The organism is Pseudomonas campi, assembly GCF_013200955.2.
In the GTDB taxonomy this organism is placed as follows: domain Bacteria; phylum Pseudomonadota; class Gammaproteobacteria; order Pseudomonadales; family Pseudomonadaceae; genus Aquipseudomonas; species Aquipseudomonas campi.
In genome coordinates this window covers 3,097,041-3,113,647 of sequence record NZ_CP053697.2, presented here as the reverse complement: position 1 = coordinate 3,113,647, position 16,607 = coordinate 3,097,041, and the positions used below count along the sequence as shown (strand labels likewise).

General features: G+C 63.1%; 17 protein-coding genes. 4 read left to right on the top strand and 13 right to left on the bottom strand.

What is annotated here, in order from left to right; all coding sequences use genetic code 11:
* Positions 1-4: 4 nt before the first annotated feature.
* From HNE05_RS14450 to HNE05_RS14415, 8 genes are all read right to left on the bottom strand, one after another.
* A complete protein-coding gene (locus HNE05_RS14450) occupies positions 5-733 on the bottom strand; it encodes a Crp/Fnr family transcriptional regulator (protein ID WP_173208618.1) in 729 nt (242 codons plus the stop codon).
* Positions 734-863: 130 nt separating this feature from the next.
* Positions 864-1,610, bottom strand: coding sequence for a Crp/Fnr family transcriptional regulator (locus HNE05_RS14445; RefSeq protein ID WP_173208616.1), 747 nt, complete (start codon positions 1,608-1,610; stop codon positions 864-866).
* A 253-nt stretch (positions 1,611-1,863) separates the two neighbouring features.
* Positions 1,864-2,481: a PAQR family membrane homeostasis protein TrhA gene (gene trhA, locus HNE05_RS14440; protein WP_173208615.1), complete on the bottom strand. Its 618-nt coding sequence runs from the start codon at positions 2,479-2,481 to the stop codon at positions 1,864-1,866.
* A gap of 119 nt (positions 2,482-2,600) precedes the next feature.
* Positions 2,601-5,132 (bottom strand): EAL domain-containing protein, encoded by a 2,532-nt coding sequence (locus tag HNE05_RS14435; RefSeq protein WP_219637195.1) that lies wholly within the window; start codon positions 5,130-5,132, stop codon positions 2,601-2,603.
* 163 nt (positions 5,133-5,295) lie between these two features.
* A complete protein-coding gene (locus HNE05_RS14430) occupies positions 5,296-5,946 on the bottom strand; it encodes a phenylalanine--tRNA ligase beta subunit-related protein (protein ID WP_173208613.1) in 651 nt (216 codons plus the stop codon).
* A gap of 51 nt (positions 5,947-5,997) precedes the next feature.
* Complete coding sequence (locus HNE05_RS14425) at positions 5,998-6,168, bottom strand: hypothetical protein (protein WP_173208612.1); 171 nt, start codon at positions 6,166-6,168, stop codon at positions 5,998-6,000.
* 57 nt (positions 6,169-6,225) lie between these two features.
* A complete protein-coding gene (locus HNE05_RS14420; protein ID WP_173208611.1) occupies positions 6,226-7,596 on the bottom strand; it encodes an ammonium transporter in 1,371 nt (456 codons plus the stop codon).
* Between the two features lie 464 nt (positions 7,597-8,060).
* A complete protein-coding gene (locus tag HNE05_RS14415) occupies positions 8,061-8,348 on the bottom strand; it encodes a hypothetical protein (protein WP_173208610.1) in 288 nt (95 codons plus the stop codon).
* 464 nt (positions 8,349-8,812) lie between these two features.
* Between HNE05_RS14415 and HNE05_RS14410 the strand changes: the two genes are divergently transcribed.
* Positions 8,813-9,010 carry a hypothetical protein gene (locus HNE05_RS14410; RefSeq protein ID WP_173208609.1) on the top strand — a complete coding sequence of 66 codons (198 nt, stop codon included), beginning with the start codon at positions 8,813-8,815 and terminating at the stop codon, positions 9,008-9,010.
* 58 nt (positions 9,011-9,068) lie between these two features.
* Here HNE05_RS14410 and HNE05_RS14405 read toward each other — a convergent pair whose 3' ends face one another.
* Both HNE05_RS14405 and HNE05_RS14400 read right to left on the bottom strand, forming a co-directional pair.
* Complete coding sequence (locus tag HNE05_RS14405; RefSeq protein ID WP_173208607.1) at positions 9,069-9,461, bottom strand: hypothetical protein; 393 nt, start codon at positions 9,459-9,461, stop codon at positions 9,069-9,071.
* 112 nt (positions 9,462-9,573) lie between these two features.
* Positions 9,574-10,983: a PilZ domain-containing protein gene (locus HNE05_RS14400; protein ID WP_173208606.1), complete on the bottom strand. Its 1,410-nt coding sequence runs from the start codon at positions 10,981-10,983 to the stop codon at positions 9,574-9,576.
* A 30-nt stretch (positions 10,984-11,013) separates the two neighbouring features.
* Between HNE05_RS14400 and HNE05_RS14395 the strand changes: the two genes are divergently transcribed.
* Complete coding sequence (locus tag HNE05_RS14395; RefSeq protein WP_420826970.1) at positions 11,014-11,481, top strand: TlpA disulfide reductase family protein; 468 nt, start codon at positions 11,014-11,016, stop codon at positions 11,479-11,481.
* Between the two features lie 4 nt (positions 11,482-11,485).
* Positions 11,486-11,761 carry an acylphosphatase gene (locus HNE05_RS14390; protein WP_173208605.1) on the top strand — a complete coding sequence of 92 codons (276 nt, stop codon included), beginning with the start codon at positions 11,486-11,488 and terminating at the stop codon, positions 11,759-11,761.
* A 253-nt stretch (positions 11,762-12,014) separates the two neighbouring features.
* On the opposite strand, the gene HNE05_RS14385 is transcribed toward HNE05_RS14390, so the two are convergent.
* Both HNE05_RS14385 and HNE05_RS14380 read right to left on the bottom strand, forming a co-directional pair.
* A complete protein-coding gene (locus tag HNE05_RS14385) occupies positions 12,015-12,965 on the bottom strand; it encodes a hypothetical protein (protein ID WP_173208604.1) in 951 nt (316 codons plus the stop codon).
* 24 nt (positions 12,966-12,989) lie between these two features.
* Positions 12,990-14,705 carry a proline--tRNA ligase gene (locus tag HNE05_RS14380; protein ID WP_173208603.1) on the bottom strand — a complete coding sequence of 572 codons (1,716 nt, stop codon included), beginning with the start codon at positions 14,703-14,705 and terminating at the stop codon, positions 12,990-12,992.
* 102 nt (positions 14,706-14,807) lie between these two features.
* On the opposite strand from HNE05_RS14380, the gene HNE05_RS14375 reads away from it, so the two are divergent.
* Complete coding sequence (locus HNE05_RS14375) at positions 14,808-15,215, top strand: PaaI family thioesterase (protein ID WP_173211684.1); 408 nt, start codon at positions 14,808-14,810, stop codon at positions 15,213-15,215.
* Between the two features lie 73 nt (positions 15,216-15,288).
* On the opposite strand, the gene HNE05_RS14370 is transcribed toward HNE05_RS14375, so the two are convergent.
* The gene (locus HNE05_RS14370) at positions 15,289-16,569 is read right to left on the bottom strand and encodes an OprD family porin (RefSeq protein ID WP_173208602.1); all 1,281 of its coding nucleotides are present in this window, start codon (positions 16,567-16,569) and stop codon (positions 15,289-15,291) included.
* Positions 16,570-16,607: the final 38 nt, after the last annotated feature.

Here is a 16,607-nt window from a genome sequence, read left to right as displayed (position 1 = left end):
CCACTCACACGGGCGCCGCGGCCGGTGCGCTGAACAGTCGCGAATAGTCGGCGCTGAGCGCGTTGTAGCACTCGCAGGCGGCGGCCTCCAGGCCCAGGCGGTCGAGGATGGTGATCTGTCCACGGCTGTAGTGGATCAACTGGCGCAACTGCAGGGCCCCGGCGGCAATGGTCACGCCGCTGCGGCGCACACCGAGCATTTCGGCGAGGTATTCGTGGGTGAGGTGGAAGTTGTCCGCATGGGCGCGGTCATGGGTCATCAGCAGCCAGCGCGCCAGGCGTGGCTCGACCTCGTGGAAGTGGCCGCAGGCGGCGTTCTGCGCCAGCTGCGTGAGCAGCACATAGAGATAGCGCTTGAGGGTGCGCAGCAGGCGCGGGCATTCCGGCAGTAGCTGGCGCAACTGCGTGGCACTGATGCGCCAGGCGCTGCCGGGGCCCTGCACCACGGCACGGCAGGGCGCGGCGTTGATGCCCAGGGCCAGGGTGGCGCCGAGCATGCCTTCGTTGCCGATCAGGCCCAGCTCCAGTGGCGGATGTTCGCCCAGGGTGGCGACCAGGGAAATGAAGCCGGTCAGGGGAAAGTACAGGTAGCGAAAAGGCTGCTCGGCCTCGCAGAGAATCTTGCCGAATACCAGTTCGACTTGTTCGCAGTCGTGCAGGATTCTGTTGCGTTCCTTGCGTGGCAAACCGTCGAGCAGCAGATTGCTGACGGGCGGTGGCTGAGCTGTGAGCATGGGAGAGTCCTGCAGCACCGGGCGAGCCGACTGTGGCGCGGGAAGGGTGCTTGGCAGTCCCGTATCCGCAGTCTGCGCGACGAGCCGCAGGCGATCTGTACGTTACTGCACGTAGTTGCGGGTTTCGCTGCTAGGCAGTGCTGGGAAGACCGGCGGTCTTGCGCTGGGGGAGATAGGGCAGCAGGCGATCGGTTTCGCGCTTGACCACCTCGTAGCATTCACAGCTCAGCTGTTCGAGCTTGTGCCGGTCGATGACGGTGATATGCCCGCGGCTGTATTCGATCACGCCCTGGCGCTGCAGCTTGCCGGCCGCCTCGGTGACGCCTTCGCGGCGCACGCCGAGCATGTTGGCGATCAGTTCCTGGGTCATGGTCAGGTTATTACCCGGCAGGCGGTCCAGCGACAGCAGCAGCCAGCGACACAGTTGCTGGTCGATCGAGTGGTGGCGGTTGCACACGGCGGTCTGCGCCATCTGGGTGATCAGTGCCTGGGTGTAGCGCAGCATCAGCACCAGCAGTTCACCATGGCGGTTGAACTCGTCCTTCAGGCGCTGGCCCAGCAGGCGATAGGCGTGGCCGCCACTCTGCACGATGGCGCGGCTCGGCGTACTTTCACCGCCCATGAACAGGGCGACGCCGACCAGGCCCTCGTTACCGACCACGGAAATCTCCGCCGATGCGCCACTTTCCATGACATACAGCAGCGAAACGATCGAATCGGTGGGGAAGTACACGTGGCGCAGGGTGTCGCCGGACTCGTAGAGCACCTTGCCGAGGGGCATCTCGACCGGCTCCAGGTGGGGGAACAAGCGTTGCTGTACTTCGCCCGAAAGGGCCGCCAGCAGGTGGTTGTGCTGGGGCATTATGGCTTCTGCCATGACGATCTCCATCCTAGAAGTGAGCGGTACAACCGGTTCAGCATACGCACCTGAAAACTGCGCTCTGTTCGGTATCGCACATAAGGATGGAATTGCCAGGGCTGGTGACCGACGGTGCTGGCTTGCGCGGCTAACGGCTCACAACCTGTTTACAACCTTTTGGACTAGAGCTAGCCAAGGCGCCACGACCAACGGGAGTAACAGCCGCTTTTAACGCGGTATGGCTGCGAGTCAGGCGCTCGCAAACCGGTGCTCAGAGCACGTAGCGCAGTATCGCCACGTAGTGCAGCAGGCTGCCGGCCATGACGAACAGGTGCCAGATGCCGTGCCAGTGGCGAAAACGGCTGTCGTAGGCGAAGAAAATGATGCCCACCGTGTACAACACGCCGCCGCTGGCCAGCCAGATGAAGCCGTCGCGGCCCAGGGCGGCGAGCAGTGGCTCGATGGCCACCAGTACGATCCAGCCCATCACCGCGTAGATGACGATGGACAGCACCCGCGCCTCCGAGCGCGGCTTGATCTCCTGCAGCATGCCGACCAGGGCCAGGCCCCAGACGATGCCGAACAGCCACCAGCCCCAGGGGCCGTGCAGGGTGACCAGGCAGAAGGGCGTGTAGCTGCCGGCAATCAGCAGGTAGATGGACAGGTGGTCGAGCTTGCGCATGACCAGCTTCTTCGGTCCGCGCAGGCTGTGGTAGAGCGTGGAGATGCTGTAGAGCAGGACCAGGGCCAGGCCGTAGATGGCCACGCTGACGATTTTGCGTGGCTCACCGTCGAGGCTGGCCAGCACCAGCAGCCAGATGGCGCCGACGGCGGCCAGCAGCGCGCCGATCAGGTGAGTCCAGGCGTTGAATTTTTCCCCGTGATACATGTGTTGCGACCTCGAACCGCGGTGACTGTGGGCTGGCAGGCAGGACCAGTCGCGGCACTATACGGAATTCAAGTGTACGGTTGTACTCTGAATGCTTCAGCAACCATCCCGACAGCCGCTCAGCGGTTGCCGGCGCGCCTGGCGCCTGCCACCCAGCCTTGCAGGTCGGCGGCCGGGCCGGGTTTGGCGAACAGGTAGCCCTGGTAGAGCGAGCAGCCCGATTGCAGCAGGGCGTCACGCTGTTCGACGGTTTCCACCCCCTCGGCGATCACTTGCAGGTCCAGGCTCTGCCCCAGGGCGACGATGGTGCGCACGATGGCAGCGTCGTTGGCATCGCTGAGCAGGTCGCGGACGAAGCAGCGGTCGATCTTCAGCCGGCTGAGTGGCAGACGCTTGAGATAGCCGAGGGAGGAGTAACCGGTGCCGAAGTCGTCGAGGGAGAAGCGTACACCGTGGCTTTGCAACTGCAGCATGCGGCGGATCATTTCCTCGATGTCGGCGGCCAGATGGCTCTCGGTCAGCTCCAGTTCCAGGCGCTTGGGGTTGGCGCCGGTTTCCGCGAGGATGGCCAGCACATCGGCGACGAAGCCGGGATGGTGCAGCTGGCGGGCGCTGACGTTGACCGCCAGGGGCAGCTCGGCCAGTGCCGGGTCGCTGCTCCAGGCCACCAGCTGACGGCAGGCCGCCTGCAGGATCCAGCGTCCCAGCGGAAGGATCAGGTCGGTGCTTTCGGCCACCGGGATGAACTCGCCCGGTGGAATCAGCCCGTGCTGTGGATGCTGCCAGCGCACCAGGGCCTCGGCCCCGATCAGCTGGCCATGCTGGTCGACCTGGGGCTGGTAGTGCAGCAGGAAGTGCTGCGCGGCAATGCTCTGGCGCATGTCGGTTTCCAGGCGAATGCGTGCCATGGCGGCGGTCTGCATCTGCTGGTTGAAGAAGCGCAGCGCATTGCGCCCGGCGGCCTTGGCCTCGTACATGGCCAGGTCGGCGCGCTTGAGCAGTTCTTCCACCGTGCTGTGGCTGTCGGAAAACAGCGCCACGCCGATGCTCGCCGTGCTGGTGTGGGCATGGCCCTGCAGATCATAGGGCGCGGCCAGGCTGGTCAGCAGCTTGCTGCCGACGGCCTCGATCTCGATCAGGGCCTGCGCCGAATCCGTCGACAGGCGTTCCAGCATCAGCACGAACTCGTCGCCGCCCAGGCGCGCCAGGCTGTCTTCTGCGCGGATCTGGCCGCTCAGGCGCAGTGTCACCTGTTGCAGGAGCAAATCGCCCATGGCGTGGCCGAGGGTGTCGTTGAGGGTCTTGAAGTTGTCCAGGTCGATGAACAGCAGGGCGCCTTCCTGGCCGGTGCGGGCGTGGTAGGCCAGGGCGTGCTGCAGGCGGTCTTGCAGCAGGCGCCGATTGGGCAGGCCGGTGAGCGAATCGAAGAAGGCCAACTGGTGGATCTGTTCGAGGTTGCGCTTGTGCTCGGTGATGTCGGTGGAGATGCCGCAGAGGGCGTAGATGCTGCCGTCCGGGCGGCGCAGTGGGAGCTTCACCGACAGGTAGGCGTTCTCGCACTGGCCGTCGACACTGCGATTGATCTCTTCGAGCTGTACCCGCTCGCCCTGCTGCAAGACGCGCAGGTCGTTGTTGCGCAGGTTGTTGACGGTGGCTTCATCGAAAAAGCTGCTGTCGGTCTGCCCCAACACCTGTTCACGCGGCTGGCCGAACAGCTCGCAGACCTTCTGGTTGGCGTACTGGTAGCGCAGCTGCGGATCCTTGATGTAGATGTAGGCCTCGACGCTGTCGAGGATGGTGTTCAGGCGCAACTCGTTGGCACTCAGGTCGCGGGTCTGCCGGGCCACCTGGCGGCGCAGTACAACGGCTCCGCCGAGTGCCAGCAGCAGCAGGCTGGCAAGGGTGGCCAGGGCCCACCACAGACTCGCTGGAATGCTCAGCTGTGGCGGCTCGCTGCCCCAGCGCTGGATGATCTGGTAGTAGGGCGAGTCGGCCTGCTCCTGCCAGGTCTTCAGGTGACTGTCGATGGCTGCCAGCAGATCGCCGTTCTGGCCTTTGCGGGTGGCGAAGAACAGGCGCGCCGGCTGGAACATGATCGGCGTGCTGCGCAGGCCGAAGCGCTCGGCGTTGTAGTCACCGAAACGCTGGTTGGCCACTACGGCATCGGCGTTGTCATTGGCGACCATTTCGAAGCCTTGCTGCAGGCTCTGCACGGGCAGCAGTTCGGCGCGCAGGCCAAAGCTGTCGAGCAGCGTGAGCAGGTAGGCTTCCTGCACCGAACCGGCCAGCACCGCGATGCGCCGGCCATTGAGGTCGAGCTGGGAATTCAGGCGCAGGTCCTGCTGGCTGTAGATCTGCGACCAGCTGAAGAGCGCCGGTAGTTTGTGGAAGTCGAAGATCTGCGCGCGTTCATCGTTCCAGGCGACATCCGGCATCAGGTCGATCTGCCCGCTGCGGGTCAGCTCCAGGCATTGCTGCCATTCGCAGGCTACCGGTTGCAGCTGCCAGTCTTCATGGCGGGCGATCTCACGCAGCAGATCGCCGAATATGCCGGACAGCTGACCGTCCTGACCGAGCATTATTTTCGGTTCATTGGCATACACGCCGACCTTGATGCTGCGCTGTTCCGCCACTGAGGGTGAGGCAAGCAAAACGCTACAGATCAGTAGAAGGAGGGGCCTGAGGCGGTACTGCATGGGCGCAATGACTTCGATCCGTTGAAGATAGTGCAACGATAGGCCGAAACAGCGGCGTTGGCTCGTCTATCGCGTGGCAATCCAGCATGACCCACACGCAGCAGGCTATGCAGCGTTTTCAGGCGACGCAGGGCAGGCCGCTGCAGTAGCGCTGCAGGTCGGCCTTGAGGCCTTCGGCGATCTGCCGCAGGTAATCGCCATCGGTGTGCGGATGGCCCTGGACGATGAACAGGGCCGCGTGGGTCTGCGCGGCGACGGCGCTGCCGTTGGCCTGGCGGTATTCCATGCGACAGAGGACCTGGCCGCGGGCATCGAAGTAGGCGTACTCGCCGGCCGGGAGCAGGGTGGGGCTGTCACTGCCGAGCCCGCTGAAGGACTCACCGCCGCGGCTCAGGGCCAGGCTGACCGGGAGTTGCAGGCACTGCAGATCGTGGGCACCGATCGACAGGCCGCTGTTCAGCGACCACTGGTTGTACAGGTCCACCAGCGGTGAAACCGCGCGCAGGCGTCCCGTGCTCTGCTGCTGCTCATACAGCGTCAGTGGCGACGGTGGAAAACGTTTGGCTGAGCGGCCGGTGCGCAGGCGCAGATCGAGAAAACCGGCCTGGCAGAGCCAGCTGTGTTGGGGGTTGAACTCGTTGCGCAGCTGCTGCAGACGCTGTTGCAGGGCAGCGCAATAGTGCTGATTGACCAGGCCGTGAAGGGTGAAGGCGCTGGCCTTGAGGCCAAGGCTGGGGGGTGTGTCGAGAAGAAAGACCGGGCTAAGCATGGGCACAACCTTGGTACTGGGCCGACACCCGCAGGTGCCGGCCCGCACCCTTCATTTCGTCATCGGGTTGTTGTAGCTGTGTTTCTCGTGACGCACGGTGGCCCAGATGGCGAAGACCGTCAGGGCCACCGCTACCGCCAGGATGAAACCCAGCACGGCGGGTTTGTCGGCGTAGGTGAAAATGCTGCTGGCACCTTCCCAGCTGGTAATCGGACTGCTCATGGCATTTCTCCCAGGTAGAGCGCGCGGGGCGGTGCCGCCGCGCGACAGTTTTCAGTTTCAGGCGGGTTTGGCTGCGCCGACAGCGACTTCGCTGGCAACAGGCGCGCTGGTGACGGTGATGCTGGCGCCGGTCAGCGCCCACTCCGGGTAGGCCTTGGCCGGCACTTCGACCAGGTCCAGGCCGCGTACTTCGGCATGCGCCGGGACGCGCAGGACACCCAGTTTCTTCAGCAGCAGGGAGATCAGATAGCCGGGGATGAAGCCCAGCAGGGCCAGCACCACGGCACCGCCGGCCTGGCCGAGGAAGTTCACCGGCGGTACGCCTTCACCCATGTTCGGGTAGCCGGCGATGAAGATGCCGCTGATCACGATGCCGGCGAAACCGCCGAAGCCGTGTACCGCGAAGGCGCCCACGGCGTCATCGATGCCACGCTTGACCAGGAACTTCTGCACCAGCGGCGCGGCAGCCGCCACGCCCATGCCGATCACGTAGGCGAGCGGCGGGTAGTAGACGTCCAGGCCAGGGGCCACGGAGATGATGCCGATCAGGCCGCCGGACATCATCCAGAACGGTTCGCGGGTGGTCAGGTAGGCACCGATCAGGCCGCCGGCAAAACCCATCAGGGTGTTGAAGGCGAAGGCGGAGAGGGTGGTCGGCTGACCGTAGATGTTGGTCCACTGGCCGCCGATGTTGTAGATGATGCAGCCGCCGAGGAAGCCGAAGAAACCGACGATCACCAGCATCAGGCCGATCACGCTCATCGGCATGCTGTGGCCGACGATTTCGTTGGCGCTGCCATCGGCATTGAAGCGACCGATACGGGCACCGACGTTGATCAGTACGCCGAGGGTGAAGAAACCGGCGATGGTGTGCACGCAACCGGCCGCGCCGACGTCATGGAAGCCCCACTCGGTGGTCAGCCAGCCAGCCGGGTGCCAGCTCCAGGCTGCGCCGAGAATCCACACGCCGGAGCCGAGGATGATGGCGAGGATGATGAAGGCGCTCATGCGGGTGCGTTCGATCAGCGCGCCGGACATGATCGAGGCCGTGGTGGCGGCGAACAGGGCGAAGGCGGCCCAGAAGATGCCGGTGGCGTTGTCCTTGATGTTCGGCCCCATGCTGCCGCTCCACGGCAGGCTGGCGGCGGCGCCTTCCAGATTCGGCACGATGCCGGTGGCGAAGCCGTTGTAGATCCACCAACCGAAGAAGAAAAAGGTCGGCACGATGAAGGCGAAGGCGAGGATGTTCTTCACCCCGGCGGTCAGGGCGTTTTTCAGGCGCGAGGCGCCGATTTCGTAGGACAGGAAGCCGGCGTGGATGACGACCATCAGGGCGATACACCACCAATAGAAGATTTCCATATTGATGGTCTCGGACATCCGGAGGAGCTGGTGCAGCTCTTCCAGGGTTGGGGTTGCCTGTTCCATGTGCTGAATCCTCGCTGCAATTTTTAGAAGTAGGTTCTGTTCGGCAGATCGAGAGATGGGGCGTAGCCAAGCGGTTCGTATAGTTATCGTGAGTTATCAAGAAGCGCCTTTGGCGAAAGAGCAAGGCGTGTGCCACCTGTCTTGGAAGGCTCTAGAACGGTACTTTCACGATTATTTTGGCGAGTTGGCGAGAAATTCGCCCCGTTTCTGTTCAGCACCGGCGGTGCACGCCAGATATTGGGTCGGATAGCTGTTCGTTTGCCGAAAGGGGGCGAGGAGGGGCGCTGCAATGCGTTGGGGTGTGCCGTTGCGGTGATTTGGTGGCGCTCTTGCGTGGGCTGGATGCGTGCTTTGCATGCTCCAGTGGCCTGTGCTGGATTCAGCAAGGGGCGTTGGGCGGGGCGGCGTCGACAGTCCTGCGGCTAGTCGCAGGAACAGAGCAGGTTGGGGCGGTCAGTGATCGGCTATTTGCACAGCACGATCATGGTACGACTGGAGAACCCGGCCGGGTTGAGGCCGAAGACGAAATCCGCGGGATCATCCTCGCCGCTCTCACTGCCGGCTTTGGCCATGACCTTGTAGCCCTTGCTGCCGCAGGCGATGGTGGCCTTCTTCTCGCACTGCTCCCAGCTGGAGGTCAGTCCGGAGCAATTGATATGCAGGCCTTTTCGGCCCTTCTTCTCATACGTCTTGGCAGTTGCAGAGCAGCCGGCAAGCGCCAGCACAACGATTAGCAGCACAAGCCTGTTCATGAGGGTCCCCGGTTGGCTTGTCTGTTTCTGGCGTGCCGTGGCCCGCCATCCCCTGTTGCAATGGTTCAGCCGTGGCGCAGTTCGTTGTGTGTAGTGACTGCGTTGCACCCTGGTCGGCCAGGTCAGCTAAACGATTGAGAAATATCACAAAGCCGGGGGAACTGGCGAGATAAAAAAGGTGTCGGGCGCTTACGCTGGGGGCGGCTTGTCAGCGCTTGCCCCGGCAAGTGGGCGAACGGGGCTTGGCCGTACTGCGTTCGCTCAGTCCGGGGCGGGCCACCAGCCCTGTTCGTCAGGTGACAAAAAAAGTCAGTTTAGGGCGTAGTGCTGGTTTCGGTGGCGGCAGTATTTCTTCGCGAGCCCGCATTCTGCGGGGTTGCAGCGCTGGCATGCTTCTGGCTATCTATCAGGTACTTGCTGGCAGACTGCCAGTAACTTCTGGCTGCTCAGGGAAATCGGATGTCATGAACAGTGCTGAACCTAAAGTGATTCATCTGCGCGAGCGCGATGCGGAAGGGGCATTGGAGCGCCTGAACCGTATCACCGGCTTGCGCTTTGCGCGCTGGCCACAGTCGCTGGCGCCCTTGGCCCGCAAGGTCGCTGCCGAGGAGGCAGCAGGCCAGGAGCTCGAAGCCGTCGAGCGCAATGTGGAGAGTGCCTGATCCGGCAAATGAAAACCCCGCGTCTGGGCGCGGGGTCGGTGTTGGCAGCTAGGGCGAATCAGGCTGTGGCTTGGCGGGTATCGCTGTTGAGCAGTTCAACCGCCTGCACGAACAGTTCTTCGACCACCAGGGTCTTGGCCGTTACGGCAGAACGCAGGCGTACCTGCATGTTCTCGATCTTCTGTTTTACCGGCAGACGGGCCACGCCGGACAGCATGACCTTGTTGTGCACATTGACCTTGCCATGGTCTACCGCGACCTCGCGCTGCTGGCCGCCATCATGGTAGCTGACGATCAGTGATACCGGCAGGTTGGCCAGCCCTGGCAGTTGCAGCCACACGGCTACGTTGAACTCTGCCACGCGGCCTTCGTACGGGGTGACACTGGTACGGGCGCAATTGACGATGCTGGAAGGTACTGGGCCGATCAGCTTGTCGTGGGCTTGGGACATTAGGCGGGCTCCGCTTTGCTCTTCTAGGTGTTGGAGTGGAGCGATTATAGGGGCGGGCGGAACCGTGAAACTGTGCGCTCTGGCGCCGATGGCTGTGACCTTGCTCGCAGTTTCAGGCCAGGCGCAGCGGGTGGCGCACCACTGACGGGGTAGTCAGGTTCGCTGCCGGCAATTGCACCACGGCCTGGTTGTTTACATTGGCCAGCTGCAGCCAGAGATTTTCTCCTTCAACGAACTGACCGCCCGGCAGCCACAGGCCGTGGTGCCAGCCATTGCCGGGAGCCGGGGTGCTTTGCAGGACGCCGGGGTGGGTTTGCGCGCTGGGCGTACGGCGTAGCCAGACTGGGCGCGGCAGCCCCTTCAGGTAACGCAGCCCCAGGTGCAGGCCTTCGCTGTTGAGATGGCGCCAGCGCACCACTGCCAGGCTGGGCGTGCCCTTGCTGGCGAGTACCAGCACCAGTTGGCCGACGGGCAGCTGTCCACCCTGGTCGGCATTGCAGTGCAAGCGCGCACCGCCCGGACTGGCGTCGAGCATCTGTGCGGGGCAGGCCTGAGGGCGCTTTTCCAGTAGTTGCGCATGAATGTTGAGCAGGCCGATGACCAGGCTGCAGTCGGCACTGAAGTCAGCGCGCGGGTGGCGTCGCTGTTGGCGGCCGAGCCAGTGTTGCTGGACCCGCTCGAGCAGCTCACGCTCGGCTGTAGTCTGCAGTGGTGCCGGTTCGTGCAGGGCCACCAGCAATGCGCCCAGCTCAAGGCGGCGCAGGTTGCGCGGATCGCTGTCCTGCGGCTGCTCCAGCGCCAGGCAGGGTTGCGCCAGGCTCAGGTCGACAATGGTTGCCTCGCTGTCCTCGTCATCTTCCCAGGGCTGCAGGCTGGCGAGGCCAGCCAGGGGTGTCAGCGCGCCGAACAGGATGGGGCATTCACCTTCGGCCAGGTGGAAGGGGTTGCTCATGGCCAGCAGCAGGGTCTGCTGATAGAGACCGCGCAGCGTGGCGGCGGGTGTCGGCTGGAAGGCGGCGGCGACATGTTCGTCGAGGCAGTTCTGATGTTCCCCGATCCAGTACAGCAGGTGGCTGTCACGCCACAGTCCTTCTGGTGGCTCCTGATACAGCTGGTAATGGCGCATCAGAGTCTGGGCAATGAAGTGCTCCGCCATGTACAGGCACCAGGCCAGGTGCGGGCGCGAAGGGTGGCGTCCCTGGAGTATCTGCAGCAGCAGGCGTTTGAAACCTATCGCCAGCTCGCTGCACAGGCGCACGAACAATGCCGACGGTGCGGTACTGCCGGCAAAGAGCGCGGCATAGTGACGGTATTCTTCGCTGAAGCTTTGCAGGGCGCGCTGCCTTTCAAGTAAGGTCATGGCGCTGCGATTGAGCTGGAACAACAGAGTCAGCGCCTGCTGCAAGGCGTTTTCCGTAGACTGCTGGCGGGCTGCCGCCAATTGCTCACCAAGGTCGGCCAGCGGCAGGACATCTTCTTCGCGGATGTCCGGTACTTCGAGGCGCAAGGCGTCCAGTGTCATATCAACCCTGTGTGCACGAGGATCGACTGCATGGGAATGCGGCTCCAGTTTGTGGTGGGAATTCTGACCGGTCTTCTATTGGCCGGCTGCGCCGAGGACTTGGGCGTCGATCAGCATGGACGAAAGGTAACGGCTGAACAACTGGATGACCAGTGGTTAGTGATTAATTACTGGGCAGAGTGGTGCGGCCCTTGCCGTACCGAAATTCCGCAGTTGAACCGCCTGGCCGAACAGGCGCAGGGGCGCGCTGTGCGGGTGCTTGGCGTCAACTTCGATACCTTGCAAGGCGAAGCCTTGAGCAAGGCAGTGGATGGGCTGGGTATTCGTTTCACGGTGTTGGCGCAGGACCCGGCAGCGCGCTATCAGCTGCCGCGCAACGATGTGCTACCGGTAACTTATATTGTCGATGACCAAGGCCGTGTGCGTGAACGCCTGCTCGGCGAGCAGAGCGCCGCCGGGCTGCTGGCGCGACTCACTGAACTGCAAGGCAAGGAGTAGCACGATGGCGCGTATCTGCATGCATGGCTATGTCAGCGGTAAGGTGCAGGGTGTGTATTTTCGCCAGTCCACCTGCGCCGAGGCCGAGCGCCTCGATCTAGATGGCTGGGTGCGCAACCTGGACGACGGTCGGGTCGAGGTGCTGGTCGAAGGCGAGGCCGATGCGGTGCGTGAACTGGCCGGCTGGCTCGAGCAGGGGCCGGAGCAGGCTCAGGTCACTGGGGTCGAGCTGCAGGAGCATGCCCTGCAGGGCATTGCCGGTTTCATCGCACGCCGCTGAGCGCAGTTTGCTGCGCTTGGCTTTAACTTCAGAACCTGTTTCGGATCTTTTGAGCTAGAGCCAGGCAAGGCGAGATGGGGCGAGGGCGCGGAGTTTACAAGCCGTAAATGAGCAGTACTCGTTGCACTCGCCCTTCGGGCCGCGCTGAAGCGCGTTAGTCGCAAGCGACTTTCCGAGCCCAATTGACCAGCCTTCGGCTGTTACTACGTTGCAACGCAGCATGGCCGACGATCAAGAGATCCGAGGCAGGTTCTTAGTCGCTGCCGGGATCGGCAACCAGACGCCCGGCGTCTTTCATCAGCTTGCCGAGGAATTCCTGCTGCAGTTCCGGATCGTTGCGGGTCAGCTCGATCAGGCTCTGCTCCAGTTCGCTGGCTTCCTCTTCCAGACCAAGGTCGGACAGGCGCTTGACCCGGTGTACCCACTGCGCCACTTCGTCGTCTTCCAAGTCGTCGTAGATCAGGTGGTGGGCTTCCTGCAGCTTGCCGCGCAGGGTGCGACTGACCAGCAGGCTGGCATCGGCACGGGTGTTATCCAGCGGGTCTTCGACACTCAGTAGCAGGGTGCCGATGCGGGTCACGTCTTCTTCGGCAAAGGGATCATCGAGCAGGTTCAGGCGCAGCATGCCATTGCGGTCGGTGCTCAGCTCGTGGGTCTTTTCACCCGCCTTGACCAGCACCGGGCGTTCGATCCAGGGCAGGCTCGAGTAATCCATGCGCTTGTCCAGCTGGCGCTCGTCGAGGCTGGCCAGGTTCTGTTGCGAACGGCCATTGGACTCGACGTTCATCGCCGGGTTGAGGCCGGCAAAGCCGTAGCTGATCCAGTCCTTGGTGGCGCTGTCGGGCAGGCGACCCAGCATGATCACGTTGAGCACGTTGGCACCCACTCCGGCGACTACCGCGACCGCTCCCAGAGGCACTTCGTAGAGCTCGCGCCAGGGCTGATAGGGGGTGTAGCGGTCATAGCGGCGGGTCACTTCGAACTCGGTGACTTCGAAGGTCTTCTGCTCCTGCACGCGTACCCGCCGCTGTGGCAGTTCGAGTACGCGCGGCTCGCCGACATCGATCTGCAGGCTGTGGTCGAGCAGTCTGCGCTCGAAGCGTTCCTCCTGCTCACTGCGTTGTGGCAGATGGTTGGCGCAGCCCACCAGGAGGAGGGCGCCAGCCAGGGAGGCGCCGAGGCGCAGGGTGCTTCGCTTGAACATGATGGCTCTTGTTGACTGCCTGGATTAACGACCGGTACGGGCCTTGATGAACGACAGGATGTCTGCGGCGGATACGGGCTGCGCTTCGGCGTCGCGACGGTTCTTGTACTCGAGGTTGCCCTCGGCCAGGCCACGGTCGCTGACCACGATGCGATGCGGAATGCCGATCAGCTCCATGTCGGCGAACTTCACCCCGGGGCTGGTCTTCTTGTCGCGATCATCCAGCAGCACTTCATAGCCAGCTGCCGTCAGTTCGGCATACAGCTTGTCGGTGGCTTCGCGCACGGCTTCGTTGTCGTACTTCATCGGTACCAGGGCAATCTGGAAGGGCGCCAGGGCGTCGCTCCAGAGGATGCCGCGCTCGTCCCAGTTCTGCTCGATGGCGGCCGCCACAACGCGCGAGACGCCGATGCCGTAGCAGCCCATGGTCAGGGTGATCGGCTTGCCGCCTTCCCCCAGTACCTTGCAGCCCAGGGCTTCGCTGTACTTGGTGCCGAGCTGGAAGATATGCCCGACTTCGATGCCGCGCTTGATCACCAGGGTGCCCTGACCATCCGGGCTCGGGTCGCCGGCCACCACGTTGCGCAGGTCGGCGACTGCCGACAGCGGCAGGTCGCGCTCCCAGTTGACGCCGAAGTAGTGCTTGTCGTCGATGTTGGCGCCGGCGGCGAAATCGCTCATCAGGGCCACGGAGCGGTCGATGATGCACGGCAACGGCAGGTTCAGCGGGCCGAGGGAGCCAGCGCCGGCGCCGATGGCGGCGCGCAGCTCGGCTTCCGAGGCGAACACCAGCGGGCTGGCGACCAGCTCGTGGTTGGCTGCCTTGATTTCGTTCAGTTCGTGATCGCCACGGACGATCAGGGCGATCAGCTTGCCTTCCTCGGCGGCGTGTACCACCAGGGTCTTGACGGTCTTTTCGATGGCAAGGTTGAACTGGCTGACCAGCTCCTCGATGGTCTTGGCGTTCGGCGTATCGACCAGGCGCAGTTCTTCGCTGGCGACGGCGCGGCTGGTTTCACGCGGAATGGCTTCGGCTTTCTCGATGTTGGCGGCGTAGTCGGAGGCGTCGCTGAAGGCGATATCGTCTTCACCGGACTCGGCCAGTACATGGAATTCGTGGGAGCCAGTGCCACCGATCGAGCCGGTATCGGCCTGTACCGGGCGGAAGTTCAGGCCCAGGCGGCTGAACACGTTGCAGTAGGCCTGGTGCATGCGGTCGTAGGTCTGCTGCAGCGAGGCCTGGTCGAGGTGGAAGGAGTAGGCGTCCTTCATCAGGAACTCGCGGCCACGCATCAGGCCGAAGCGCGGACGGATTTCGTCGCGGAACTTGGTCTGGATCTGGTACAGGTTGATCGGCAGCTGCTTGTAGCTGTTCAGCTCGTTGCGCGCCAGATCGGTGATCACTTCTTCATGGGTAGGGCCGACGCAGAACTCGCGGCCGTGGCGATCCTTGATGCGCAGCAACTCGGGACCATACTGCTCCCAACGTCCCGACTCCTGCCACAGCTCGGCGGGCTGGATGGCTGGCATCAGCACTTCCAAGGCGCCAGCGGCGTTCATTTCTTCGCGAACGATGGCCTCGGCCTTGCGCAGCACGCGCAGCCCCATGGGCAGCCAGGTGTAGAGACCGGATGCCAGCTTGCGGATCATGCCCGCGCGCAGCATCAGCTGGTGGCTGATCACCACGGCGTCGGATGGGGTTTCTTTGAGAGTCGAGAGCAGGTACTGACTGGTACGCATGTTTGGCCGTTCTGTCGGTTGCGAGGGCAAAGAATGACTCGGCATTGTACGGGGACAGTCCTGTGGCGTACAGGATCAGACCGGGAGTTGAAGGTGGCAGAGTTGACCGCTGAGCAGGTGCAGGCGCTGATTCGCGCCGGGGTGCCGATGGCCGAGGATATCGATCTGCGGATTGATCACCTGGATACGGAGCGGGCGGTGGCCAGGGTGCCGTTCCACGGCAAGCTGGTGCGTCCGGGCGGCACGCTGTCCGGGCCGACCATCATGTCGCTGGCCGATGCGGCCATGTATGCGGTGGTGCTGGGGCGCTTGGGGCGCGTAGAGATGGCGGTGACGTCCAACCTGAACATCAACTTCCTGGCCAAGCCGAAGCCCGTGGATTTACTGGCCGAGGCGCGCATTCTGCGGCTGTCGAAACGTCAGGCGGTGTGCGAAGTGCAGCTCTATTCGCTAGGTGCGGAGGAGGAGCTGGTGGCGCATGTGACGGGAACCTACGCGCTGCCTTTGTGAGTTGCACCAGGGGATAAAAAAGAACCCGGCCTAGGCCGGGTTCTTTTTGCACTGATTTAAGTACTGCTTGGACTTACAGCACGTCCAGCGGGTACTCGACGATCAGGCGGGTGTCGTTCAGGTCAGCGCTGTAGTCAGCGTTGTACGCGTCGTTGGCACGCCAGATGGCGTGACGTACGCGGAAGGACAGATCCTTGGCGGCGCCTTCCTGGATGACGTACTTGGTCTCGAAGTTCCACTCGTGCTCTTTACCTTCTTCGCCAGAGCTGGTGGTGATGTCGTCACCAGTGATGTAACGAGTCATGAAGCTCAGGCCCGGTACACCGAAGGTTTCCATATCGAGGTCGTAACGAGCCTGATAGGACCGCTCGTCTTGGGCGTCGAAGTCGGAGAACTGAACGGAGTTGTTCAGCCACACGGTGCCGCCGCCGTCTACGTAGCCGTAGGAGTAGCGGGTATCGCCAGAGGAGCGCTGGTGAGCCAGGGTGAGGGTGTGAGCGCCGAAGGTGTAACCGGCTGCCAGGCTCCAGATCTTGTTGTCGATCTCGCCTGCCAGAGCATCACCTTCGTCGGTGGTGCGGTAGCCGTTGAAGTCGAAGTTCAGCGACTGCTCATCGGCCAGCGGCAGGGTGTAGTTGAAGTTGAGATAGGTCTTCTTGTGGTAGTCCTCGAAGTCACCGTGGTGGAGGGCTGCACTGAAGTTGTCGGTGAAGGCGTAGCTGGCACCGAAGATGTCGCCTTCGGTCAGTTCAACGGTGTCGCGATCACTGGATGCTTGGCTGCTCAGGGCGGTAAAGCGACCTGCGCTCAGCTCCAGGCCTTCGATTTCGTTGCTGACCAGGTAGGTGCCAGTGGCGACTTCCGGCAGGATGCGGCTGTCGTCGGTGGAGAGCACCGGGCTACCGACAAACATGTTGCCGTGTTTCAGTACGGTGTCGGAAACACGGAACTTGATGGCGCCGCCAACTTCAGTTTGGGTGTCATCAGCACGGCCGTCGCCGGTTTGGTCGAACAGACCGTTGCCGTATTTGCCGCGACCACTGTCGATCTTGATGCTGGAGAGCGAGTGGGCGTCAACACCGACACCAACGGTGCCTTGGGTGAAGCCGGATTCGAGCAGCAGACGAATGCCCAGGCCGGTCTCTTCACGATAGCCCGCCGGGTTGGCGGAAGTGCTGGCACTGTTGGTGGCGCCATTGCGGAAGTCGCGGTTCATGTACAGGGCGCGGTTGAAGATGTCGAAGCTGGTATCTTCAATAAGGCCTTTCGACTCGGATTGTGCGCTGGCGAAAGCCAGTTGGGTGGTACCGGCGGTTACGGCCAGGGCCAGTGCGCTCCACTTCATCACTTGCATTGTGATTGCTCCTTTGGTTTAGAAGAGTTGTGCTACCC